Origin of the sequence: Bacillus cereus group sp. BcHK124 (genome assembly GCF_027712065.1) — a bacterium.
In the GTDB taxonomy this organism is placed as follows: Bacteria; Bacillota; Bacilli; order Bacillales; family Bacillaceae_G; genus Bacillus_A; species Bacillus_A pacificus.
On the sequence record NZ_JAQFPJ010000001.1, the window covers coordinates 480,253 to 501,808 of the forward strand.

The window sequence follows — 21,556 nt, forward strand, 5'->3', positions numbered from 1 at the left end:
AGTTTTAAGCATATGAAAAAGGTACTCCTCGTAAACGGTCCTAACCTAAATCGCCTCGGTGTCAGAGAGGTAAATGTATATGGAAAGGGCACGCTAGCGACACTTGAAGCAGATATGAAGCAAGAAGCAGAAACAATGGGAGTAGAGTTAGAATGTTTCCAATCGAATCATGAAGGTGCGATTATCGATCGTATTCATGAGGCGGAAGATATATATGAAGGGATCATTTTAAATCCTGGAGCATTTACGCATTATAGCTATGCGATTCGAGATGCAATTGCAAGCATTTCGATTCCTGTTATTGAAGTACATATTTCTAACATTCACCAGCGTGAGTCGTTCCGTCACGAATCTGTGACGGCAGCTGTTTGTGCGGGACAAATTGTTGGATTTGGTTTTTATGGCTATAAGTTAGCGTTATTTGCATTAATGGAGAAATTGAGGGAGGCATAAAGTAATGGAGAAAATCGAAAGATTAAGAAGTGCATTTGATGAGGCTGGTATTGACGGTATTTTGTTAACAAATGAACATAGTCGTAGATATATGGCTAACTTCACAGGAACAGCTGGTGTTGTACTCCTTTCGAAAAACCGTGCTCAATTTATTACAGATTTCCGTTACGTAGAGCAAGCTACTAAACAAGCGGTTGGATACGAGATTGTACAGCATGCAGGACTAATCATTGATGAAGTTGCAAAGCAAGTGAAAGAATTAGGAATTCAAAAGCTTGGCTTTGAGCAAGATACTCTTACATATAGTTCTTATTCAGCGCATAAAGAAGCAATCGATGCTGAATTTATCCCAACTTCTGGGCTTGTAGAAAAGTTACGCTTGATAAAGACTGATTCAGAGATTAAGATATTAAAGGAAGCTGCACAGATTGCAGATGCTGCCTTTGAACATATTCTATCATTCATTCGCCCGGGAGTATCTGAAATTGAAGTGTCAAATGAACTTGAATTTTTCATGAGAAAACAAGGAGCAACATCTTCTTCGTTTGATATTATCGTTGCTTCAGGTCTTCGTTCGGCATTACCGCACGGCGTGGCATCTGAAAAAGTGATAGAAACAGGAGATTTCGTTACATTAGACTTCGGCGCTTATTACAAAGGATATTGCTCTGATATTACTCGTACGATAGCAGTTGGTGAACCATCTGATAAATTGAAAGAAATTTATAATATCGTTTTAGAAGCACAATTACGTGGTGTGAACGGTATTAAAGCTGGTTTAACTGGCCGTGAAGCGGATGCGTTAACGCGCGATTACATAACGGAAAAAGGATACGGTGAATACTTCGGACATTCTACTGGTCATGGAATCGGTCTTGAAATCCATGAAGCACCAGGTTTAGCATTCCGTTCTGATACAGTACTTGAACCAGGTATGGCTGTAACAGTAGAACCAGGTATTTATATTCCAGGTATTGGCGGCGTACGTATTGAAGATGATATCATTGTAACAAGTGAAGGTAATGAAGTAATTACGAAATCACCAAAAGAACTTATTATTTTGTAACATACAGGAGGATTTTTTTACATGATTTCAGTAAACGATTTTCGTACAGGTTTAACAATTGCAGTGGATAATGGCCTTTGGCAAGTACTTGATTTCCAGCACGTAAAGCCAGGTAAAGGTGCTGCATTCGTTCGTTCTAAACTACGTAACCTTCGCACAGGTTCTGTTCAAGAGAAAACATTCCGTGCAGGTGAGAAAGTAGAAAAAGCACACATCGAAAACCGTCGTATGCAATATTTATACGCAAGCGGTGAGGCTCACGTATTTATGGATAACGGAACTTATGAGCAAATCGAACTTGGTGAAAAACAAATCGAGCGCGAGCTTAAATTCCTAAAAGAAAACATGGAAGTATCTATTATGACTTACCAAGGCGAAGTACTTGGTGTTGAACTTCCAAACACAGTTGAATTACAAGTTACAGAAACAGAGCCAGGTATTAAAGGTGATACTGCTTCTAACGTAACAAAACCAGCTACATTAGAAACTGGCCTTGTTGTACAAGTACCAATCTTCATTAACGAAGGAGAAACACTTATCATCAACACTGGTGAAGGTAAATACGTTTCTCGTGCATAGTAGAAAAGCACTCGTGATTATCACGAGTGCTTTTTTTATAGAAAATAGGGCAGATAATGAATAGTGGTTATTATAAAACTGAAAGCCGTAAGACTAGCAGCGCCTGTTGTGTAAGGACCCCATGTCATTTGAAAAGGTTTTACCGTACCTGTTTTATATATAGTGTGATCAATGTTGTTATTTTGATTTATATTTAAAGCAATGAGCCAGATTACCCCGAATATCGCTAAACTACCAAGAAAAAAGGCCTCCATAAATGACCAACCGACCAATAATGAAAAAAGATAAATAAGAGCTACTTCTACTACAACGGTTAAACTAATTTTCAATATCTTCATATTTTTCCTCCTCCTTTTGTAGGTCTAGCCAATTGAGAAAGTTCTCACGTGACACAACATGTAGTACACAAGAAGATTTTACTCCATTCTCTAAGGCAGAATGTTCATCAGGGAACGTATCTTCCACATGCAATGAAATATAAGGGAGTTTTTCTTGTGCTTTTAACGAGCGAATATTATTCGTTTTAGCACCAGCAAATACGTAGGAAAGTTGTAAGTCTAAAAAAGCAATCTTAAAAATTTCTTTTTTAGCAGCCTCATTATATCCTTTTCCTCAGTACGGATAGCCGAGCCAACTACCAATGTGAGATTGTTTCTTCTCGTAATTAATATGTTTAAGTGTGGTGAGACCAATTATTTCATTCTCTTCATTTACAATCACTCTCGATAAAGACTTCTTTTGGCGTTCTTCTTCTATGGCGAAAAGAAGGAATGCTTTCGTGTCTTCGATTGTTTCTACTTTTATTCCTAATGCGTTTTTTACATGTGGATCACTTGATAGCTTGAAAATCACATTTGCATACCGGAAATCGAGTGGTAATAAAGTAACTCGTTGCATTATTTTCCCTCCTTTTCAATAAATATACCATAAAATACCATAATTATTAAGAATATTCAAATTATTATAGGCGGTAGATAAAAATTATGTTTTTAATTCTGAAATAGACAACCTCTGCATATGGTTGTACAAATATATTCTTTTTTGGAGTGCAGCACTAGTAACCGTTATGGGAGAAGGTGGGAGAATGAAACAGTGGCTAGCGGCAATGGAAACATCTGTGCTTGTAATGGGGCTGCTTCGGTTGTTTTCAGGTAGCGCGGAAATATTCGCCGCTTTGCTTATGCTTTATGTGAATGATGCGAAGAAAGCATTGTTTATAAATGGTATGTTGGCGTTTGTTGGACCGACCGTATTAATTTTAACAATGACAATAGGCATAGCGAGTGTGGCAAGTGAGATCTCTTTCTTGAAACTCTTTTTTCTAGCGCTTGGAATTGGCTGTATTTTTATCGCGTTGTTGAAATAAGTAAGTCGAGTATAGTGGGGCGAAGATGATGAAAGAAGTATTAGAAGTTTTACCAAAAACGATGAAGCAGTTAGTGGAAAATTGTAAGCAGTACGATGCTCTAGAGGAAATCCGTGTTCGAATTGGAAGACCGCTAGAGTGTATTGCTCAAGGTGAAGTGTTTTTTTATGACTATATCGTTACAGCAGAGGATGCTATTTACTTATTGAATAAGTTAAGTCACTTCTCAATTTATACAATGGAAGAAGAATTAAAGCGTGGGTATGTGACACTCCGAGGTGGGCATAGAATAGGCTTAGCAGGAAAAGTTATTACAGAAAAAAGCACAGTGAAAATGATTCGAGATGTCTCTTCTTTTAATATTCGTATTGCTCGTCAAAAAATAGGCATTGCTGAACCACTTTTACCGTATTTGTATGAATCACGATGGTTAAACACGATGGTAATTGGCCCGCCACAAACGGGAAAAACAACACTTTTAAGAGATGTAGCGCGTTGCATGAGTCAAGGTGTAAGTACTTCGAAAATTCCTTCTTGTAAAGTCGGGATTGTTGATGAACGGTCAGAAATTGCTGGCTGTGTGAAAGGCATCCCGCAATATGACTTTGGCACACGAGTAGATGTGTTAGATGCATGTCCAAAAGCTGAAGGAATGATGATGATGATCCGTTCTATGAGCCCAGATATATTAATTGTGGATGAAATTGGTCGTAAAGAAGATAGTGAAGCAATTATGGAGGCTGTACATGCAGGGGTTCAGCTTTTTATAAGTGCACATGGATTTTCCTATGATGATGTTGTGAAACGCCCATCATTAAAGGCAGTGCTAGAGCTCGGCATTTTTGATAGGTTTGTGGAATTGTCAAAAGCAAGAGGGCCAGGAACAGTTATGCAAGTGAAAGATAAATATGGAAAACCGGTATTACCTCATAGAAAGGCTGAGGGCGTATGGTGAAAATATTTGGTGCAGTGTTAATCGTTGCGGTCAGCACCTTTTTCGGGTTTTCATACGCCAAAAGATACAGTGAGAGACCGAGGCAACTTAGATTATTAAAAGCGGCACTGCAATCATTAGAGGCAGAAATTATGTATGGGCATACACCATTGTCTGAAGCCGCTGAGCGATTAGTGAAACAAATGCCGAAGCCGTTAAATTGGATATTTCAAAGTTTCGCTAGCAGGCTAGAAAGTGGAGAACAAACAGTTAGAGAAGCTTGGATAGATAGTTTGAAAGAAAATTGGAAGCTAACAGCATTTCAACAAACTGAGTATGAGATTTTGCAGCAATTTGGTGAAACGCTCGGACAACATGATCGTGAATCACAACAAAAACATATTCGGTTATGTATTACACATTTAGAGAGAGAAGAAGAAGAAGCGAAAGCATTACAGCTGCAATATGAAAAGATGATTAAGAGCTTAGGAGTACTAGCGGGGCTACTTATCGTAATTTTACTGCTATAGGGGGGAGAAAGGCGATGTCCATTGATGTTGGATTAATATTTCAAATCGCCGGAATCGGCATTGTTTTAGCTTTCATTCATACTGTACTAAAAGAATTAAAGCGTGAGGATATTGCAAATTGGGTTATCCTCGTCGGTTTTGTCGTTATTTTATTTCATGTCGCATTTTTAATTAATACACTATTCGACAAGATTAAAAGTGTCTTTCTCTTCCAGTAAAGGGGGCGGTTCGAATCGAAATTATACAAATTGTCGGATTAGGCCTCGTTGCTACGTTTTTAGCAGCTGTATTGAATCAGCATAAATCTAGCATTACGTCATTATTTATTGTGTTCGTAGGTAGCGTAATGTTCCTTCTTTTAATTGATCAAATTCACGCTATTTTACAAATGATTGAGAGAGTAGCGAGTGAAGCGAAAGTTAGCAACGTATATGTAGAAACGTTGCTAAAAATTATTGGGATTGCTTATATCGCTGAGTTTGGAGCGCAAATTACAAAGGATGCAGGGCAGGGGGCAATCGCTTCGAAAATTGAATTAGCTGGAAAGATTTTAATTCTCGTTATGGCAATCCCTATTTTGACGGTTGTAATTGAAACTATTCTCGGATTTTTACCGACGGGATAAGGGGGAGTGAATGTTGAGGGGGTTTGGAGCTAAGCTGCTATTTGCTTGCTTCCTTTTCTTTTCTTTACCGGTTGTTGTACAAGCTTCTCCTGTAGAGACAAACGTCGTTGATCAACAATTGGATAAGCTCGGAATTGAAGATGTGAAGCAATTTTGGGACGGGCTTGTTACAAAATATGGAGGTTACTTACCAGAGAGTCAAAAAGGTAGCTTTATGGAGTTTGTAAAGGGAGAAAAAGAAATCTCTATAAAAGAGTGGATGCTAGGTTTATTAAAGTACTTATTTCACGAACTTGTTGCAAATGGGAAACTACTCGGAACGCTCATTATGCTCACAATTTTTAGTGCATTGTTGCAATCACTGCAATCTGCATTTTCAAAGAGTAGCGTAAGCAAAATAGCCGATGCAGTTGTATATATGGTACTGATTATTTTCGCTTTAAATAGCTTTTATGTCGTTATGACATATGCAAGAGAAACGATACAAACAATGGTAGATTTCATATTAGCGTTATTGCCTATCTTGCTTGCACTCATAGCGACAGGCGGTGGTGTTGTATCCGTATCGTTTTTTCATCCGATTATCATCTTCTTAATGAATACGAGTGGGCTTTTGATGAATTATATCGTTCTACCACTTTTATTACTTGCAACGATATTAAGTATTGTAAGTACGATGAGTGATCAATATAAAGTTACGAAATTGTCCAAGCTTCTGCAAAACGTTAGCGTCGGGATTATCGGTATCTTTTTAACGATTTTTTTAGGCGTATTATCTGTACAAGGAACAGCGACAGCTGTTGCTGATGGAATTGCTGTGAAAACAGCTAAATTTGTAACAGGAAACTTTATTCCCGTAGTAGGAAGAATGTTTACAGAGGCGGCGGATACAGTTATTAGTGCGTCGGGATTATTAAAAAACACAGTCGGAATTATCGGACTCGTCATTCTATGTTTAATTGTCGCTTTTCCAGCGATTCAAATTTTTTGCATTGCATTTATTTATAAGTTCGCAGCAGCAGTATTGCAACCAGTTGGCGGCGGAGCAATTATTCAATGTTTAGATATCATTGGACGGAGCATTATTTATGTATTTGCTTGCTTAGCTATCGTATCGTTTATGTTCTTTTTAAGTATCACAATTATTATTGCTGCGGGGAATATTACACTTATGATGCGGTAGGAGGTGAAGAGTATGCAATTTGTTACAGAGTGGATTAGAAATATTATCGTTTTTTTACTCTTAGCGACAATGCTTCATCTTATTCTTCCAAATTCTAATTTGCAAAAGTACGTTAAATTCGTTGTAAGTCTATTATTAGTTGTTTTAATTTTAACGCCTCTATTTAAACTATTGCAAACAGATGTAAATGAAGTAATCGCAAATTTTAATGAAGAGAAGTACGTAGCAGAAGGATCTGTAAAAAATTCAATAGATTCGAAGAAAAAAGAAATACAAGCTCTAACACGTGCATATAGTTTAGAAGAGATGGCTACCAAAATGAAAAAAGAAGTAGGAAAAGAGTTTGAGAAACAGTATGGTATGTCAGTCTCTGAAATACAAATAGTCGCAGCGGAAAGTACAGCGGAAGTAAAGTCAGCGAAAGATATTCAATCTGTTGTTGTGACGTTGAAAGAAAAAGAGCGTAGTAAAAATGATGCAATCGAAACAGTAAAACCAGTTGAAATTAACACGAAAGAACCACCGAAAAAAGTAGAGGAAACGAATGGAGAAATGAAAGACTTCTTTTCAAGCAGGTGGCAACTAGAGAATAAACAAATCCAAGTTCAAATGGAAGGGAGGACAGGTAGAGTAAATGGACAATAAAGATAAAAATTCGAAGTTCTCATTTTTTCGAAACTTATTGAATGGAGATGAAAAAGAAAGTAATGAGAAGGGAAAAAAGGTAACACCTAAGTTCTTACTTGTCCTACTCATACTTGGAATGTTGCTTATGTTTTCTAGTAGTTTTTTTTCAAGTAAAAAAGAAGAAGTACCTGTATTTAAAGAACAAAAAACTCAAAACCAAGAAAAAGACGTACCAACTTTTGGACAAAAAAATAATGATAATATGTCAAATGTAGAAAAATATGAAAAAGCGTATGAGCAAGAATTAAAAGCAGCCTTAGAAGAAATAGCAGGAGTAAAAGATGTAACGATTAATGTGAATTTGGACTCATCAGAGGAAAAAATATTAGAAAAAAATACAGTGAAACGTTCACAAACAACAGGTGAAACAGATAAAACAGGTGGCAAGAGGGAAGTAGAAGATGAGTCTCTTGATGAAAAGACAGTCATTATACGTGAAGGGGATAAAGAAACTCCCGTTGTTTTACGAACAGAGAAACCGAAAGTGCGAGGTGTTCTTGTCGTAGCAAAGGGAGTGGATAATATACAAGTTAAAGCGATGGTAAAAGAAGCTGTCATACGGCTGCTAGATGTACCAGCCCATCGCGTTTCAGTATCACCGAAAAATTGATAGGGAGGAAATAAAGTGTTAAAAAAACAAACGGTTTGGCTATTAACGATGTTGAGTTTAGTTGTTGTACTATCTGTGTATTACGTAACAACTCCAGAAAAAATGAATACAGCATCGCCGGCAACAGGTGAAAAGATTGGACAAGAAAAACAAGGTACTGATAAAGCAGTAACAAATGAAGCACCTAAAGAAACGCCAAAAAAAGAGAATACAAGCAAGGAAACATCAAATAAAGAAACAAACAAAGAAACAGATAAAAAAGAGAGTGCTACAAAAGAAACAAGCAAAAAAGAAGCTAACGTAACAGTTCAATCAAGTGATGAAAATTTCACAGCATTACGTATGCAAATGGAAGATCAGCGAAGTGAACAAAAAGCAAAATTACAAGAAGTGATGAGTTCAACAAAAGCTTCAGCAACAGAAAAAAATAAAGCGAAAGAAAATTTTGATGCCATTACGACAATGGAAACGAAGCAAGAATTACTTGAGACAGTAATTAAATCTCAAGGTGGATATAAAGATGCCCTTGTAAGAGCTGATGGAACTGACATTAAAGTGACTGTAAAAGCAGCAAAACATTCACAAAAAGAAGCGAATAAAATTATACAACTTGTAAGAAGTGAAGGCGGATCAAAAGATGTAGGTGTAAAATTTGATCCACCAACAAAATAAAACGAATAATCCGTGGGGAAATCCTCCGCGGATTATTCGTTTTTAAGACTCGGATTGTTTGAAAATAGTTAGATAAAGTGAAATTTTAATCAGTGGGGTAAAAATAATAATAGAAAAAAAGCTATCATTTTCGATAGCTTTTTTCTGTTTCGTCTTTGTAATTGTTTTTACTATGTTCAACTCGGAACGGAGAAATACGTTGTGAGTAAAAGATTAGTGGTTCATGGTAGCGGTGATTACTTTTTACGGATTTGACGTGGATGAAGAGAACGAATGCCCAGACCATTACGGCAGGTAAGAAGAGAATGAGCCATATCATATGTCCACACCTCGATACAATATATTTTCTACACTTTGAACATACTATTCTTATATGAAGGAATGATGAACGACGTGTAAACAAAAAAATAATATTTGGTAAAAATACGTTATTGACTATAGATGTGGCGAAGAGTAGAGAGGGAGTGGGGGGTTACTGTGTACAGTTTTGAATAAGTAGTGGATGTTTTTTAGGAAGTGGTCTTGCCAATTTCATGTGAAACTTGGTATTATTACTAGGTATTAAGTTTTTAATGGGATAACATTTTTACAGGAATTTCGATTTATTATAAAGAAATATAAATTGGAATGTTTAAAAAATTTATCGTAAGATGGAAATAGTAACTATTTCTATTAGTAAATGAAATGCAGGATCTAATAGAGTACATCGTATTTTTACAGTCAATCTAGTTTTTAGTGACGAGAAATCTGTAAAAACGGGACAAACAAGAGTATGGGAGTGGATTTTACATGTTTAAAATTCAAGAAGTTCGTGAATTAATTAAATTAATTGATAGCTCTAATATTGATGAATTTGAATACAAAAAAGATGGTACGACAATCAAAATGAAAAAGCGTGGTAATGAAGTTGTTGCGGTGCAAGCACCTGTAGCAAAACAAGCCGTGCAACCAGTAGCACCTGTTGAAGTTGAAACAACAGTAGCGGCAGCACAAGTGGAAGTGCCAAAACAAGAAGAGAAAAAAGCTGTTCAGAATGAAAACCTACATAAAATTACATCACCAATGGTAGGTACATTCTATTCTTCTTCTTCTCCTGATACGCCTCCATATGTAAGTGTAGGGGATAGAGTATCGAAAGATTCTATCGTATGTATTGTCGAGGCTATGAAGTTATTTAACGAAATCGATGCAGATGTAGATGGAGAAATTGTTGAGATTCTTGTTAATAACGGACAGCTTGTTGAGTATGGACAACCGCTATTTCTTGTAAAAGCGTAATAAGGGAGTCTTTGTGATGATAAAAAAAGTATTAATAGCCAATCGTGGGGAAATTGCTGTACGAATTATTCGTGCTTGTAAAGAAATGGATATTGAAACAGTCGCAATTTATTCAGAAGCAGATAAAGAGTCACTTCACGTACAAATTGCTGATGAGGCGTATTGTGTAGGACCAACGATTTCGAAAGAAAGCTATTTAAATTTGACGAACATTATTAGTGTTGCGAAGTTAACAGGCTGCGATGCAATTCATCCGGGATACGGATTTTTAGCAGAGAATGCAGATTTTGCAGAGTTATGCCGTGAGTGTAACTTAATTTTTATCGGTCCAAGTCCAGAAGCTATTTCAAAGATGGGCACAAAAGACGTTGCTCGTGATACAATGAAAGAAGCAGGGGTTCCGATTGTACCAGGTTCACAAGGAATTATTAAAAATACCGAAGAAGCGATCGAACTTGCGAATCAAATTGGGTATCCTGTTATTATTAAAGCGACTGCAGGTGGCGGCGGAAAAGGTATTCGTGTTGCGCGCCATGAAGAAGAGCTTGTAAAAGGAATTCAAATTACACAGCAAGAAGCTAGTACCGCTTTTGGGAACCCTGGTGTATACTTAGAAAAGTACGTTGAAGATTTCCGCCATGTTGAGATTCAAATAATGGCAGATACACACGGAAATGCCATTCATTTAGGAGAGCGTGATTGTACAATTCAGCGCCGCTTGCAAAAACTACTAGAAGAAAGTCCATCACCAGCACTTGATGAAAATGTGCGTAAGCAGATGGGTGAGGCGGCAGTTAAAGCGGCGGTAGCGGTTGATTATACAGGTGCTGGTACGGTTGAGTTTATTTATGAATATAAAACGAAAAGCTTTTATTTCATGGAGATGAATACGAGAATCCAAGTTGAGCATCCAGTTACTGAAATGGTAACAGGGGTAGACTTAATTAAAGAACAAATTCTTGTTGCTTCTGGAGAAAAGTTATCGTTACAGCAAGAAGAAGTACAATTTAATGGTTGGGCAATTGAATGCCGAATTAATGCGGAAAACCCTGCCAAAAAATTTATGCCATCTCCAGGTAAAGTAGAAATGTACTTACCACCAGGCGGATTTGGTATTCGCGTCGATTCAGCTGTATATCCGGGATATTCAATCCCACCTTTCTATGATTCGATGGTTGCTAAATTAATTGTTCACGGAAAAACACGTGAAGAGGCAATTGCAAAAATGAAGCGTGCACTCAGTGAGTTTGTCGTTGAAGGCGTACATACAACAATCCCGTTCCATTTGCAATTGTTAGATCATCCTGATTTTGTAAAAGGTGAGTTTAATACGAAATTTTTGGAAGAGCATGAACTTGTGACGCAGTGATACATTAAAGGAGGTTTTTTTCATGGCTGAACATATGTTAGATATGGGTCAAGATACAACTCTTGGTAAAGTAGAAATTGCACCAGAAGTAATTGAAGTAATCGCAGGTATTGCAGCTGCTGAGGTAGAAGGCGTAGCGGCAATGCGTGGTAATTTTGCTACAGATGTTGTTGAGAAGTTAGGTAAGAAAAATCATGGTAAAGGTGTAAAGGTTGAATTAGCAAACGAAGATATTATCGTTGACCTTTATGTTGTGATGTATTTTGGCGTAGCAATTCCAGTTGTTGCACAAAAGATTCAAGACAACATCCGCCAAGCACTCTTTACAATGACAGGGCTTGAGCCAAAAGAAGTGAATGTTCACATCGTTGGCGTAACATTCGAAACACAAAAAACAGAAATCGAACCAGTGTAAGAATGAAAAAGGTGCCTAGTAACATAGGCATCTTTTTTATCGTTTCGTTTCTTCACAAATTACAACCCTCTAATTATTATACTATTTCAAAAAATGAGAAATAAAAAAGAAAATGTTTCGTTTTACCAAAAAACGTACATTGTGATAAGATATGGAACTTGAAGTTAATCTTTTTATTATTTTTCAGCCTTGTAACCCGTGTGTGAAACGATAAATTGTGTTATTATCATTGTATTATAAGGTTGGAAAATCAATGAAAACTGTAAGAGTAAGTGAATTGACGGCTTATAAATTATAATAATATAACAAAGCATAAGGAAAGACTTGAAGCATAAAGGAGAGTTACAATGAAACGTAGGACGGCTAGAGAAAGAGCTATGCAAGCATTATATCAAATGGATATTACAGGTGAATTAGAACCGAAAGTAGCGGTGGAAAACACGCTAGATGAAGGTGAAGAAACAAATGAGTTTCTAGAATCACTTGTAGTAGGTTTTGTAGAAAATAAAGAAGTAATTGATGAAGCGATTCGTCAAAACTTAAAAAAATGGAAGCTTGAGCGTATTAGTATTGTTGATCGCAGTATTTTACGTGTAGCTGTGTATGAAATGAAATATATGGAAGAAATTCCGCACAACGTAACAATTAACGAGGCAATTGAAATTGCTAAAACATTTGGGGATGAGGAATCTCGTCGTTTTATTAACGGCGTTTTATCTAATATAAAAGATACACTGTAATTTCTTTAAGGGGGAATCTTAAAATGGTAGCAGTAATCATCAAAGGAAATGAAGTTGCGGAGAAAAAACGAGCACAATTAACAGAAGAAGTTGTGAAGTTGAAAGAGCAAGGGATTGTACCAGGATTAGCAGTTATTTTAGTTGGAGAAGATCCAGCATCTCGTTCTTATGTAAAAGGAAAAGAAAAGGGCTGTGAACAAGTAGGAATCTATTCAGAGCTAATTGAATTTCCTGAAACAATTACGGAGGAGCGTTTGCTTGCTGAAATCGATCGCTTAAATGGAGATGACCGCATTAATGGCATATTAGTGCAATTACCTTTACCAAAACATATTGAAGAAAAAGCTATCATTGAAAGAATTTCACCAGAAAAAGATGTAGATGGATTTCACCCAATCAGCGTGGGACGTATGATGACGGGACAAGATACATTCCTTCCATGTACACCGCATGGTATTGTAGAGTTAGTAAAAGAAACAAATCTTGATATCTCGGGAAAACATGTTGTAGTAATTGGAAGAAGTAATATTGTCGGCAAGCCAGTGGGACAATTGTTCTTAAATGAAAATGCAACTGTCACATACTGTCATTCAAAGACGCAAAATATGAAAGAGTTAACGAAGCTAGCTGATATTTTAATCGTAGCAGTAGGACGACCTAAAATGGTAACAGCTGATTATCTGAAAGAAGGAGCGGTTGTAATTGACGTTGGTGTAAACCGTTTAGAAACAGGAAAACTTTGTGGTGATGTTGACTTTGACAACGTGTTAGATGTTGCAGGTTACATTACACCTGTTCCAAAGGGTGTTGGTCCAATGACGATCACAATGCTTCTTCATAATACTGTTGAATCGGCTAAGCGTGCAGGTGTCGTTTGTAAATAATTTGAGTCGGCTATGAGGAGAGAGAAATGGAGAAACAATATTTAACCGTTACAGCGTTAACACGCTATATAAAAACAAAAATAGAATATGATCCGCATTTACAGTCTGTTTGGTTAAAAGGTGAAATTTCCAACTTTAAAAATCATAGCCGTGGCCACATGTATTTTACATTGAAAGATGAAAATGCAAGAATCGCAGCGGTTATGTTTGCGGGTCATAATCGTAATATTAAATTCAGACCTGAAAATGGGATGAAGGTACTCGTGAAAGGGAAAATTTCTGTTTACGAGGCGAGTGGTTCTTATCAAATTTATATTCAAGACATGCAGCCTGACGGAGTCGGAAACCTGCATTTAGCTTACGAACAATTAAAGGTTCGTTTAGAGGAAGAAGGATTGTTTTCTCAAGTTTATAAAAAAACAATCCCTCCTTATGCGAAAACAATAGGTGTGATTACGTCACCAACAGGAGCAGCGATTCGTGATATTATAACAACGATTAAACGTCGTTATCCAATTGGAAATGTTATTGTGTTTCCAGTACTTGTACAGGGGGAGTCAGCAGCTCCCTCAATTGTACAAGCGATCCGTACAGCGAATGAAATGGAAGGGATAGATGTCCTAATCGTTGGGCGCGGTGGAGGTTCTATTGAGGAATTGTGGGCGTTTAACGAAGAAATGGTTGCAAGAGCTATTTTCAAGAGTGAGATCCCTATTATTTCAGCAGTAGGACATGAAACAGACTTTACAATTGCGGATTTTGTTGCCGATTTAAGAGCACCAACACCAACTGCAGCGGCTGAGCTGGCAGCGCCTAATATTATCGAGTTACAAGAAAAGGTATTACAAAGAACTCTAAGGTTGCAAAGAGCAATGAGAGAGTTAGTACATAAAAAAGAAGAAAAACTACAAGTATTGCAAAAATCTTATGCGTTCCGTTATCCAAGACAAGTATATGAGCAAAAAGAAGAACAATTGGATAGAGCGTTAGAACAGCTTGTGTTAGCGAAAGAGCGCTATATTGATAAAAAGGTAAATCAGTTAAAACAGCTTTCATTTTATTTAGAGAAGCACCACCCATCTCAAAAAATTATGCAAACGAAGGTAGCAGTTGAAACATTGCAAAAGCAATTGCAACGTGAAATGCAAACGTTACTCCAAACGAAAGAATTTGCCTTTGTAAGAGCTGCTCAAAAACTTGAAGCGCTAAGTCCGCTTAAAGTAATGATGAGAGGGTACGGGCTTGTATATGATGAAGAGAAGCAAGTGTTAAAAAGTGTGAAAGATGTTAGCCTTGGAGATGCTGTTTCAGTTCAATTACAAGATGGAATACTAGATTGTAGCGTATCAGGAATAGAGGAGCGTGAATTGAATAATGGAAAATAAATTAAGCTTTGAAGAGGCAATTTCGCAACTTGAGCACCTCGTTTCTAAGTTAGAGCAAGGTGACGTACCTTTAGAAGAAGCAATTTCTTATTTTAAAGAGGGTATGGAATTATCTAAGCTTTGTGATGAGAAGTTGAAGAACGTACAAGAACAAATGGCAGTTATTCTTGGGGAAGATGGAGAGCTTGAACCGTTTACTGCTTTAGGAGATGAAGCATAGTGACAATTGCTTTTGATACTTTTTTGAAAGAAAGTAAAACTTTCGTAGAAGAGAAGCTTGTAAGCTATGCAAATGAATTACAATGTCCAAATGTACTTCGTGAAGCGATGGCATATTCTTTGGAAGCGGGTGGAAAGCGTCTCCGCCCGTTACTTTTATTTGCAACATTACAAGCGTTTGGTAAAGAAAAAAATCTTGGTGTAGGTGCAGCTTGTGCTCTTGAAATGATACATACATACTCGTTAGTTCATGATGATTTACCTTGTATGGATGATGATGATTTAAGAAGAGGGAAGCCCACAAATCATAAAGTATTTGGTGAAGCGATGGCAGTTTTAGCAGGAGATGGTTTGTTGACATATGCTTTTCAAGTTATTATGGCATATGAACAAAAGGAAATCTCTGCTGAGAAAAAAGTAAGACTTGTTCTTGAGCTTGCAAAGGCGGCAGGGCCAGAGGGAATGGTTGGCGGACAAGTAGCAGATATGGAAGCGGAAGGGAAACAGCTTACGATCGATGAGCTAGAGTATATTCATAAGCATAAGACTGGGAAACTACTTGAATTCGCTGTACTTGCAGGGTCGATACTTTCTAATGCCACAGAAGAACAGGAAGAAAAATTACTTGAGTTTGCAAAATATATCGGCCTAGCTTTCCAAATTCGAGATGATATTTTAGATGTGGAAGGAACCGAAGAAGAGATTGGAAAACCGATTGGTAGTGATGTTTCCAACGAAAAGAGCACATATACGACGTTATTTACTGTAGATAGAGCAAAGGATATTTTAGAAGAAACGATTGCAAAAGCAAAAGATGCTATTAGTTCCTTGCAATTACAAGATGAATATTTACTATCTATTTGCGATTTGATTGCAAAACGTAATAACTAATATAACAGCGTTTTCATTTGTTGAGTCATTCATCATTTTATGATATAAATGTAGGAAAAGGTTTTTCTTTTCTTGTTATTGGCAAAAATATATGTAGATTACATTGCCGTTATCACTTCGTGTTAGCGGCTATTTTTTTCATCGCCTAAAGAAATATGGTTTATAATAAGATTAGGGCGCAATAGACTGGTTAATAGCAGGACAAGGTGAAAAATAAAAAAAGAGAATTTCTTGTTTTGTGTAAATGTTTTTTATAATATTTGACATGTTGACAGATTATGAAATGAAAGTGAGTGATCCATGTGGATCTAACGCAAATTCAAAACCCTAGTTTTTTGAAAGATATGTCTATCAGTGAACTAGAGGGATTGAGTGAGGATATTCGTAAGTTTTTAATTGAAGAGCTCTCTCAAACAGGTGGACATATTGCGCCTAATTTAGGTGTAGTAGAACTCACAATTGCTCTGCATAAATTATTTGATAGTCCGAAAGATAAATTTTTATGGGATGTAGGACATCAATCCTATGTACATAAAATTTTAACTGGACGTGCAAAAGAATTCGGCACATTAAGGCAATATCAAGGTCTATGTGGTTTCCCAAAACGTTGTGAGAGTGAGCACGATGTATGGGAAACGGGCCATAGCTCGACATCATTATCTGCTGCAATGGGAATGGCTCTAGCACGTGATTTAAAGAAAACGAAAGAATATGTTATACCAATCATTGGTGATGGTGCTTTAACGGGCGGAATGGCTTTAGAGGCATTGAACCATATTGGACATGAAAAAACAGACATGATTGTTATTTTGAATGATAATGAAATGTCAATTGCGCCAAACGTTGGTGCGCTTCATAATGTGCTTGGACGTCTACGTACCGCAGGAAAATACCATTGGGTAAAAGACGAGCTAGAGTATATTTTGAAGAAAATCCCAGCTGTCGGTGGGAAAGTTGCTGCGACAGCAGAGAAAATAAAAGATAGTCTTAAATATTTACTAGTATCCGGTGTCTTTTTCGAAGAGTTAGGCTTTACATATTTAGGTCCAGTCGATGGACATGATTATGAAAAGTTATTCGAAACGTTGCAATATGCAAAGAAAACAAAAGGCCCAGTGCTTGTTCATGTTATTACGAAAAAAGGAAAAGGTTACAAACCAGCAGAGAGTGATGTTATTGGCACTTGGCATGGAACAGGACCTTATAAAATTGAATCAGGCGACTTCGTTAAACCGAAAGAAGTTGCACCAGCATGGAGTGCTGTTGTTAGTGAAACAGTACTTAAGTTAGCGAGAACGGATGAGCGTATCGTTGCAATTACACCTGCAATGCCTGTTGGATCGAAACTTGAGAAATTCCAAAAAGAATTCCCAGATCGTATGATTGATGTAGGTATTGCAGAACAGCATGCTACAACAATGGCAGCGGGTATGGCAACGCAAGGTATGAAACCATTCTTAGCGATTTATTCAACATTTTTACAAAGAGCATATGACCAAGTTGTTCATGATATATGCCGCCAAAATTTAAATGTTTTCATCGGAATCGATCGCTCTGGTTTAGTAGGAGCAGATGGTGAAACGCATCAAGGTGTATTTGATATTTCATTCTTACGCCACTTGCCGAATATGGTACTTATGATGCCAAAAGATGAAAATGAAGGGCAACATTTAGTATACACGGCAATGCAATATGAAGATGGACCAATCGCATTACGTTATGCGCGAGGTAATGGACTTGGCGTTCATATGGATGAAGAATTAAAGGCGATTCCAATCGGTTCATGGGAAACGTTAAAAGAAGGTACACAAGCAGCTATTTTAACATTTGGTACGACAATACCAATGGCAATGGAAGCGGCTGAGCGTCTTGAAAAGGCTGGAGTTTCAGTGAAAGTAGTGAACGCTCGCTTCATTAAACCAATGGATGAAGCATATTTACATGATCTCTTAGGAAAAAATATACCAATTTTAACGATTGAAGAAGCTTGCTTAATTGGTGGTTTTGGAACAGGAGTAGTTGAATTTGCGTCTGAGAACGGGTACCATAGTGCGTTAGTTGAACGAATGGGTATTCCAGATCGTTTCATAGAGCACGGTAGTGTAACAAAATTATTAGAAGAAATCGGTTTAACGACAGATGCTGTTGTAGACCGTATTCATACAATGATTCCATCAAAACAAAAAAGGGCGTAACAAATGAGTGCGAAAAAAGAAAGAGTAGATGTACTATTAGTAGAGCGAGGGCTTATAGAAACACGTGAGAAAGCAAAACGCGCCATTATGGCCGGCCTTGTATATGCGAATGAGATGAGATTGGATAAGCCAGGAGAGAAAATCCCACAAGATACAGAGATTACGGTGAAGGGGCAAGTTATGCCGTATGTAAGCCGTGGTGGTTATAAACTTGAAAAGGCATTAGAGACATTTCATCTTGATTTACAAGATAAAGTTATGATAGATATTGGTTCATCAACTGGTGGCTTTACCGATTGCGCGCTTCAAAATGGAGCGAAATTATCTTATGCATTAGATGTAGGGTACAATCAACTTGCGTGGAAATTGCGTCAAGATGAGCGTGTTGTCGTAATGGAACGAACGAACTTCCGTTACGTAACACCAGCAGACTTAGAACGTGGTTTACCGCAATTTGCTAGTATCGATGTTTCGTTTATATCATTAAAACTTATATTACCAGTTTTAAAAACAATGCTTATGCCGAATGGGGATGTAGCAGCGTTAATTAAACCTCAGTTTGAAGCTGGAAGAGAGCAAGTTGGTAAAAAGGGTATCGTTCGCGATCGAAAAGTACATGAGGCTGTCGTAGAAATGATTGTAGACTTTGCTATAAAAGAAGGATACGACGTAGAAGGTTTAACATTCTCACCGATTACGGGCGGGGATGGTAACATTGAATTTTTAATTCATCTGAAATGGCATGGTGAACGTGAGAATGGCGAAAATCATTCTCCAGTTTCTGTTGAGCAAGTAGTTACAGAGGCACATGATGTCCTAAAACAAAAAGGGAAAGGGGAATAACATATGTTGTTCCTCTTTTTGTTGTAATTGTATAATGATTGTAAAAACAATTGTGTACAAGTAACGAATTATAAGTTAACATAAATAAGTGAAGTATACCAATGTTTAAACTATGGTAAGAGATAGTGTGAGGTGCAAATGTATGAATAAAGGTCAGCGCCATATTAAAATCAGGGAAATTATTGCGAACAAAGAAATTGAAACACAAGATGAATTAGTTGATATTCTACGTAATGAGGGATTTAATGTAACGCAAGCGACAGTATCGCGCGATATTAAAGAATTGCACTTAGTGAAAGTGCCATTACATGATGGTCGCTATAAATATAGCTTGCCAGCAGATCAACGATTTAACCCGTTACAAAAATTAAAACGCAATCTAGTGGATTCATTTGTAAAATTAGACACGGCAGGACATATGCTTGTGCTAAAAACATTGCCTGGTAACGCTCATTCACTTGGAGCACTTATTGATCATTTAGAGTGGGATGAGATCATCGGAACCATTTGTGGTGATGATACTTGCTTAATTATTTGCCGTACACCTGAAGATACAGGTGTTGTCTCTGATCGTTTCTTAAATATGCTGTAACAAAAAAATCTTGTTTGCTTTCCTCTGTAAAGTGGAAAGTGAACAGGATATTTTTATTGGTTAAAAACGTGAATTCTTAATTGTAATATAATATTTTCTTTGAATAAAATTAGGAAATAGATGGATTGACCCGTAAAACAAATGTTTGGTACAATGGAGCGGTTAGAAAAGTAATTTATACATACAAACATATAGTATGACTATTTGAATAAAGAACTGAGAAAAGCCCTTCATAGGGGATTAGTTTATAACGAGGTGAATGGGGCATTGTTATCGGAATTATCGATTAGAAACTTTGCTATTATTGAGGCATTAAATATTTCTTTTCAAAAAGGATTAACGGTTTTAAGTGGTGAAACAGGGGCCGGAAAATCGATTATTATTGATGCGATTAGTTTACTTGTAGGTGGCCGTGGTTCAGCAGAATTTGTTCGATATGGAACAGAAAAAGCTGAGATAGAGGGGCTATTTTATGTGGAAGATGATAAGCATCCATGTATTGAAAAAGCAGAAGAGTTGGATATAGAAATAGAAGACGGCATGATTATTTTGAAGCGTGATATCGCTGCAAACGGAAAAAGTGTATGTCGTGTAAATGGAAAACTAGTTACCCTTAGTGTATTAAAAGAAATTGGAAAAACACTTGTTGATATTCATGGGCAACACGAAACGCAAGACTTAATGAATGAAGAACGTCATTTATTTATGCTCGATCATTTTGATGGAGAGCGTATCGTTAAACAATTAGATATATACCAAAACGTATATGCTGACTATGAGAAATTAAAAAAACAGTTGAAATCGTTAAGTGAAAATGAACAACAAATGGCGCATCGCTTAGATTTAATTCAATTCCAGCATGAAGAAATCCGTAAAGCTGATTTAAAGATGGATGAAGAAAATGACTTAACTGAAGAACGATTGCAAATTTCTAATTTCGAAAAGATTTATAAAGCATTAGGTGACGCGTATCGCTCGTTAAGTGCTGACGGACAAGGGTTAGATAATGTACGAAGCGCAATGGGACAAATGGAGAGTATTACACATTTAGATGAAGTGTATCAAGAAAATCATGATTCCATTGCCAATAGTTATTATTTATTAGAAGAAGTTGCGTATCAACTAAGAGAAAAGCTCGATATGATGGAATATGATCCGAATCGCTTAGACGAAATTGAAACGCGTTTAAATGAAATTCGTATGCTAAAGAGAAAATATGGAAATACTGTAGAAGAGATTTTAGCGTATGCTGATAAAATTGAACAAGAAATTTTTACGATTGAAAATAAAGACGTTCATATTGAAACGACGAAGAAACAGTTGAAGGAATTAGAAAGTGTTATTCTGAAAGAAGCAACGTTGTTAAGTAATATGCGTCATGAACTTGCAGAGCATCTTACAAATGCCATTCATCAGGAATTAAAAGAATTATATATGGAAAAAACAAAATTTGAAGTGAGAATCATGAAGCGAGAAGGAAATGCAGAAGAGCCTCTCGTGGAGGGAGCACCGGTAAGACTTACAGCGGATGGTTACGATCATGTGGAATTTTATATTTCAACAAATCCGGGTGAGCCGCTAAAACCACTTTCAAAGGTTGCTTCTGGCGGAGAGTTATCCCGTATTATTTTAGCTTTAAAAAGCATTTTTTCTAAGCATCAAGGTGTTGCATCTGTTATTTTTGATGAAGTGGATACTGGTGTAAGTGGCCGGGTCGCACAGGCTATTGCGGAAAAGATTTATCGAGTATCAGTAAACTCACAAGTACTTTGTATTACGCACTTACCTCAAGTAGCTTCAATGGCGGATTCGCATTTATTTATTCGAAAACAAGTAGCAAATGATCGAACAATTACATCAGTTACCGTTTTAACTATGGAGGATAAAGTAACAGAAATAGCTCGAATGATTTCTGGTGTGGAAATTACAGATTTAACGACAGAACATGCGAAAGAATTACTTACGCAAGCGCATCATTTTAAACAGACAGCAGAGGCTATCCAGTAATGGATAGCTTTTTTTCTCAAATGATGATTTCTT

Annotated in this window: 26 protein-coding genes and 1 pseudogene; 24 read left to right on the plus strand and 3 right to left on the minus strand. The window is 36.9% G+C overall.

Annotated features, from left to right (window positions below; translation table 11 throughout):
- Window positions 1–12 precede the first annotated feature (12 nt).
- From aroQ to efp, 3 genes are read left to right on the plus strand one after another with little or no spacing between them, the layout of a single operon-like run.
- Window positions 13–453: a type II 3-dehydroquinate dehydratase gene (aroQ, locus tag PDK19_RS02640; protein WP_000757087.1), complete on the plus strand. Its 441-nt coding sequence runs from the start codon at window positions 13–15 to the stop codon at window positions 451–453.
- A gap of 4 nt (window positions 454–457) precedes the next feature.
- Complete coding sequence (gene pepQ / locus PDK19_RS02645) at window positions 458–1,519, plus strand: Xaa-Pro dipeptidase (protein WP_074567432.1); 1,062 nt, start codon at window positions 458–460, stop codon at window positions 1,517–1,519.
- Between the two features lie 21 nt (window positions 1,520–1,540).
- On the plus strand, window positions 1,541–2,098 hold the full coding sequence (gene efp / locus PDK19_RS02650) for an elongation factor P (RefSeq protein WP_000626508.1): 558 nt from the start codon (window positions 1,541–1,543) through the stop codon (window positions 2,096–2,098).
- Between the two features lie 35 nt (window positions 2,099–2,133).
- Here the strand turns inward: efp and PDK19_RS02655 are convergent, their stop codons facing one another.
- Window positions 2,134–2,436, minus strand: a complete 303-nt coding sequence (locus PDK19_RS02655) for a hypothetical protein (protein ID WP_074615146.1) — start codon at window positions 2,434–2,436, stop codon at window positions 2,134–2,136.
- Window positions 2,417–2,995: pseudogene (locus tag PDK19_RS02660) on the minus strand (GNAT family N-acetyltransferase). Before PDK19_RS02660 ends, PDK19_RS02655 begins: the two are co-directional and overlap by 20 nt.
- A gap of 187 nt (window positions 2,996–3,182) precedes the next feature.
- On the opposite strand from PDK19_RS02660, the gene PDK19_RS02665 reads away from it, so the two are divergent.
- From PDK19_RS02665 to PDK19_RS02705, 9 genes are read left to right on the plus strand one after another with little or no spacing between them, the layout of a single operon-like run.
- Window positions 3,183–3,464 carry a YqhV family protein gene (locus tag PDK19_RS02665; RefSeq protein ID WP_000816054.1) on the plus strand — a complete coding sequence of 94 codons (282 nt, stop codon included), beginning with the start codon at window positions 3,183–3,185 and terminating at the stop codon, window positions 3,462–3,464.
- A 28-nt stretch (window positions 3,465–3,492) separates the two neighbouring features.
- Window positions 3,493–4,419 carry a stage III sporulation protein AA gene (spoIIIAA, locus tag PDK19_RS02670; protein WP_000665886.1) on the plus strand — a complete coding sequence of 309 codons (927 nt, stop codon included), beginning with the start codon at window positions 3,493–3,495 and terminating at the stop codon, window positions 4,417–4,419.
- Window positions 4,413–4,928, plus strand: coding sequence for a stage III sporulation protein SpoIIIAB (gene spoIIIAB / locus PDK19_RS02675; protein ID WP_000238697.1), 516 nt, complete (start codon window positions 4,413–4,415; stop codon window positions 4,926–4,928). The genes spoIIIAA and spoIIIAB overlap by 7 nt, the downstream gene beginning before the upstream one ends.
- Before the next feature lie 14 nt (window positions 4,929–4,942).
- Window positions 4,943–5,146, plus strand: coding sequence for a stage III sporulation protein AC (spoIIIAC, locus tag PDK19_RS02680; protein WP_000020914.1), 204 nt, complete (start codon window positions 4,943–4,945; stop codon window positions 5,144–5,146).
- A gap of 23 nt (window positions 5,147–5,169) precedes the next feature.
- Entirely contained in the window at window positions 5,170–5,553 is a 384-nt protein-coding gene (gene spoIIIAD, locus PDK19_RS02685) for a stage III sporulation protein AD (protein ID WP_077317075.1), read from the plus strand.
- A 10-nt stretch (window positions 5,554–5,563) separates the two neighbouring features.
- Window positions 5,564–6,736, plus strand: coding sequence for a stage III sporulation protein AE (spoIIIAE, locus tag PDK19_RS02690; RefSeq protein ID WP_000943695.1), 1,173 nt, complete (start codon window positions 5,564–5,566; stop codon window positions 6,734–6,736).
- 12 nt (window positions 6,737–6,748) lie between these two features.
- The gene (spoIIIAF, locus tag PDK19_RS02695) at window positions 6,749–7,381 is read left to right on the plus strand and encodes a stage III sporulation protein AF (RefSeq protein WP_001161050.1); all 633 of its coding nucleotides are present in this window, start codon (window positions 6,749–6,751) and stop codon (window positions 7,379–7,381) included.
- Window positions 7,371–8,033: a stage III sporulation protein AG gene (spoIIIAG, locus tag PDK19_RS02700; protein ID WP_000368876.1), complete on the plus strand. Its 663-nt coding sequence runs from the start codon at window positions 7,371–7,373 to the stop codon at window positions 8,031–8,033. Before spoIIIAF ends, spoIIIAG begins: the two co-directional genes overlap by 11 nt.
- 15 nt (window positions 8,034–8,048) lie before the next feature.
- Window positions 8,049–8,705: a SpoIIIAH-like family protein gene (locus PDK19_RS02705; RefSeq protein ID WP_000914729.1), complete on the plus strand. Its 657-nt coding sequence runs from the start codon at window positions 8,049–8,051 to the stop codon at window positions 8,703–8,705.
- 124 nt (window positions 8,706–8,829) lie between these two features.
- On the opposite strand, the gene PDK19_RS02710 is transcribed toward PDK19_RS02705, so the two are convergent.
- Window positions 8,830–9,024 (minus strand): DNA recombination protein RecO, encoded by a 195-nt coding sequence (locus PDK19_RS02710; protein ID WP_270706551.1) that lies wholly within the window; start codon window positions 9,022–9,024, stop codon window positions 8,830–8,832.
- A 470-nt stretch (window positions 9,025–9,494) separates the two neighbouring features.
- Between PDK19_RS02710 and accB the strand changes: the two genes are divergently transcribed.
- The 12 genes from accB (at window position 9,495) to recN (ending at window position 21,523) form a co-directional block, all read left to right on the plus strand.
- Window positions 9,495–9,983 carry an acetyl-CoA carboxylase biotin carboxyl carrier protein gene (gene accB / locus PDK19_RS02715; RefSeq protein WP_000472870.1) on the plus strand — a complete coding sequence of 163 codons (489 nt, stop codon included), beginning with the start codon at window positions 9,495–9,497 and terminating at the stop codon, window positions 9,981–9,983.
- A 16-nt stretch (window positions 9,984–9,999) separates the two neighbouring features.
- The gene (accC, locus tag PDK19_RS02720; RefSeq protein ID WP_000592876.1) at window positions 10,000–11,352 is read left to right on the plus strand and encodes an acetyl-CoA carboxylase biotin carboxylase subunit; all 1,353 of its coding nucleotides are present in this window, start codon (window positions 10,000–10,002) and stop codon (window positions 11,350–11,352) included.
- A gap of 22 nt (window positions 11,353–11,374) precedes the next feature.
- Window positions 11,375–11,767, plus strand: coding sequence for an Asp23/Gls24 family envelope stress response protein (locus tag PDK19_RS02725; protein WP_000807630.1), 393 nt, complete (start codon window positions 11,375–11,377; stop codon window positions 11,765–11,767).
- Window positions 11,768–12,114: 347 nt separating this feature from the next.
- On the plus strand, window positions 12,115–12,507 hold the full coding sequence (gene nusB / locus PDK19_RS02730; RefSeq protein WP_000830249.1) for a N utilization substance protein NusB: 393 nt from the start codon (window positions 12,115–12,117) through the stop codon (window positions 12,505–12,507).
- A 23-nt stretch (window positions 12,508–12,530) separates the two neighbouring features.
- Window positions 12,531–13,391: a bifunctional methylenetetrahydrofolate dehydrogenase/methenyltetrahydrofolate cyclohydrolase FolD gene (folD, locus tag PDK19_RS02735; protein WP_000226727.1), complete on the plus strand. Its 861-nt coding sequence runs from the start codon at window positions 12,531–12,533 to the stop codon at window positions 13,389–13,391.
- Between the two features lie 26 nt (window positions 13,392–13,417).
- Window positions 13,418–14,776, plus strand: coding sequence for an exodeoxyribonuclease VII large subunit (gene xseA / locus PDK19_RS02740; RefSeq protein WP_000415266.1), 1,359 nt, complete (start codon window positions 13,418–13,420; stop codon window positions 14,774–14,776).
- Window positions 14,766–14,996, plus strand: a complete 231-nt coding sequence (gene xseB / locus PDK19_RS02745) for an exodeoxyribonuclease VII small subunit (protein ID WP_000428423.1) — start codon at window positions 14,766–14,768, stop codon at window positions 14,994–14,996. Before xseA ends, xseB begins: the two co-directional genes overlap by 11 nt.
- Window positions 14,996–15,886 carry a (2E,6E)-farnesyl diphosphate synthase gene (gene ispA / locus PDK19_RS02750; RefSeq protein ID WP_000150362.1) on the plus strand — a complete coding sequence of 297 codons (891 nt, stop codon included), beginning with the start codon at window positions 14,996–14,998 and terminating at the stop codon, window positions 15,884–15,886. Before xseB ends, ispA begins: the two co-directional genes overlap by 1 nt.
- Window positions 15,887–16,188: 302 nt before the next feature.
- On the plus strand, window positions 16,189–18,081 hold the full coding sequence (gene dxs, locus PDK19_RS02755; RefSeq protein ID WP_000366448.1) for a 1-deoxy-D-xylulose-5-phosphate synthase: 1,893 nt from the start codon (window positions 16,189–16,191) through the stop codon (window positions 18,079–18,081).
- Window positions 18,082–18,084: 3 nt separating this feature from the next.
- Window positions 18,085–18,924, plus strand: a complete 840-nt coding sequence (locus PDK19_RS02760) for a TlyA family rRNA (cytidine-2'-O)-methyltransferase (RefSeq protein WP_001274742.1) — start codon at window positions 18,085–18,087, stop codon at window positions 18,922–18,924.
- A gap of 142 nt (window positions 18,925–19,066) precedes the next feature.
- Window positions 19,067–19,516 carry an arginine repressor ArgR gene (gene argR / locus PDK19_RS02765; RefSeq protein ID WP_001032581.1) on the plus strand — a complete coding sequence of 150 codons (450 nt, stop codon included), beginning with the start codon at window positions 19,067–19,069 and terminating at the stop codon, window positions 19,514–19,516.
- 267 nt (window positions 19,517–19,783) lie between these two features.
- Window positions 19,784–21,523, plus strand: a complete 1,740-nt coding sequence (gene recN / locus PDK19_RS02770; protein WP_000947752.1) for a DNA repair protein RecN — start codon at window positions 19,784–19,786, stop codon at window positions 21,521–21,523.
- Window positions 21,524–21,556: the final 33 nt, after the last annotated feature.

What these genes read in the sequence shown, in the direction of transcription:
- spoIIIAB (WP_000238697.1), top strand. Translation starts at nt 4,413, where the DNA reads ATGGTGAAAATATTTGGTGCAGTGTTAATCGTTGCGGTCAGCACCTTT.
- argR (WP_001032581.1), top strand. Translation starts at nt 19,067, where the DNA reads ATGAATAAAGGTCAGCGCCATATTAAAATCAGGGAAATTATTGCGAAC.
- PDK19_RS02710 (WP_270706551.1), bottom strand. Translation starts at nt 9,024, where the DNA reads ATGATATGGCTCATTCTCTTCTTACCTGCCGTAATGGTCTGGGCATTC.
- spoIIIAF (WP_001161050.1), top strand. Translation starts at nt 6,749, where the DNA reads ATGCAATTTGTTACAGAGTGGATTAGAAATATTATCGTTTTTTTACTC.
- PDK19_RS02665 (WP_000816054.1), top strand. Translation starts at nt 3,183, where the DNA reads ATGAAACAGTGGCTAGCGGCAATGGAAACATCTGTGCTTGTAATGGGG.
- accB (WP_000472870.1), top strand. Translation starts at nt 9,495, where the DNA reads ATGTTTAAAATTCAAGAAGTTCGTGAATTAATTAAATTAATTGATAGC.
- PDK19_RS02760 (WP_001274742.1), top strand. Translation starts at nt 18,085, where the DNA reads ATGAGTGCGAAAAAAGAAAGAGTAGATGTACTATTAGTAGAGCGAGGG.
- xseA (WP_000415266.1), top strand. Translation starts at nt 13,418, where the DNA reads ATGGAGAAACAATATTTAACCGTTACAGCGTTAACACGCTATATAAAA.
- aroQ (WP_000757087.1), top strand. Translation starts at nt 13, where the DNA reads ATGAAAAAGGTACTCCTCGTAAACGGTCCTAACCTAAATCGCCTCGGT.
- pepQ (WP_074567432.1), top strand. Translation starts at nt 458, where the DNA reads ATGGAGAAAATCGAAAGATTAAGAAGTGCATTTGATGAGGCTGGTATT.
- accC (WP_000592876.1), top strand. Translation starts at nt 10,000, where the DNA reads ATGATAAAAAAAGTATTAATAGCCAATCGTGGGGAAATTGCTGTACGA.
- nusB (WP_000830249.1), top strand. Translation starts at nt 12,115, where the DNA reads ATGAAACGTAGGACGGCTAGAGAAAGAGCTATGCAAGCATTATATCAA.
- efp (WP_000626508.1), top strand. Translation starts at nt 1,541, where the DNA reads ATGATTTCAGTAAACGATTTTCGTACAGGTTTAACAATTGCAGTGGAT.
- spoIIIAC (WP_000020914.1), top strand. Translation starts at nt 4,943, where the DNA reads ATGTCCATTGATGTTGGATTAATATTTCAAATCGCCGGAATCGGCATT.
- spoIIIAE (WP_000943695.1), top strand. Translation starts at nt 5,564, where the DNA reads ATGTTGAGGGGGTTTGGAGCTAAGCTGCTATTTGCTTGCTTCCTTTTC.
- PDK19_RS02725 (WP_000807630.1), top strand. Translation starts at nt 11,375, where the DNA reads ATGGCTGAACATATGTTAGATATGGGTCAAGATACAACTCTTGGTAAA.
- xseB (WP_000428423.1), top strand. Translation starts at nt 14,766, where the DNA reads ATGGAAAATAAATTAAGCTTTGAAGAGGCAATTTCGCAACTTGAGCAC.
- spoIIIAG (WP_000368876.1), top strand. Translation starts at nt 7,371, where the DNA reads ATGGACAATAAAGATAAAAATTCGAAGTTCTCATTTTTTCGAAACTTA.
- folD (WP_000226727.1), top strand. Translation starts at nt 12,531, where the DNA reads ATGGTAGCAGTAATCATCAAAGGAAATGAAGTTGCGGAGAAAAAACGA.
- PDK19_RS02655 (WP_074615146.1), bottom strand. Translation starts at nt 2,436, where the DNA reads ATGAAGATATTGAAAATTAGTTTAACCGTTGTAGTAGAAGTAGCTCTT.
- spoIIIAA (WP_000665886.1), top strand. Translation starts at nt 3,493, where the DNA reads ATGAAAGAAGTATTAGAAGTTTTACCAAAAACGATGAAGCAGTTAGTG.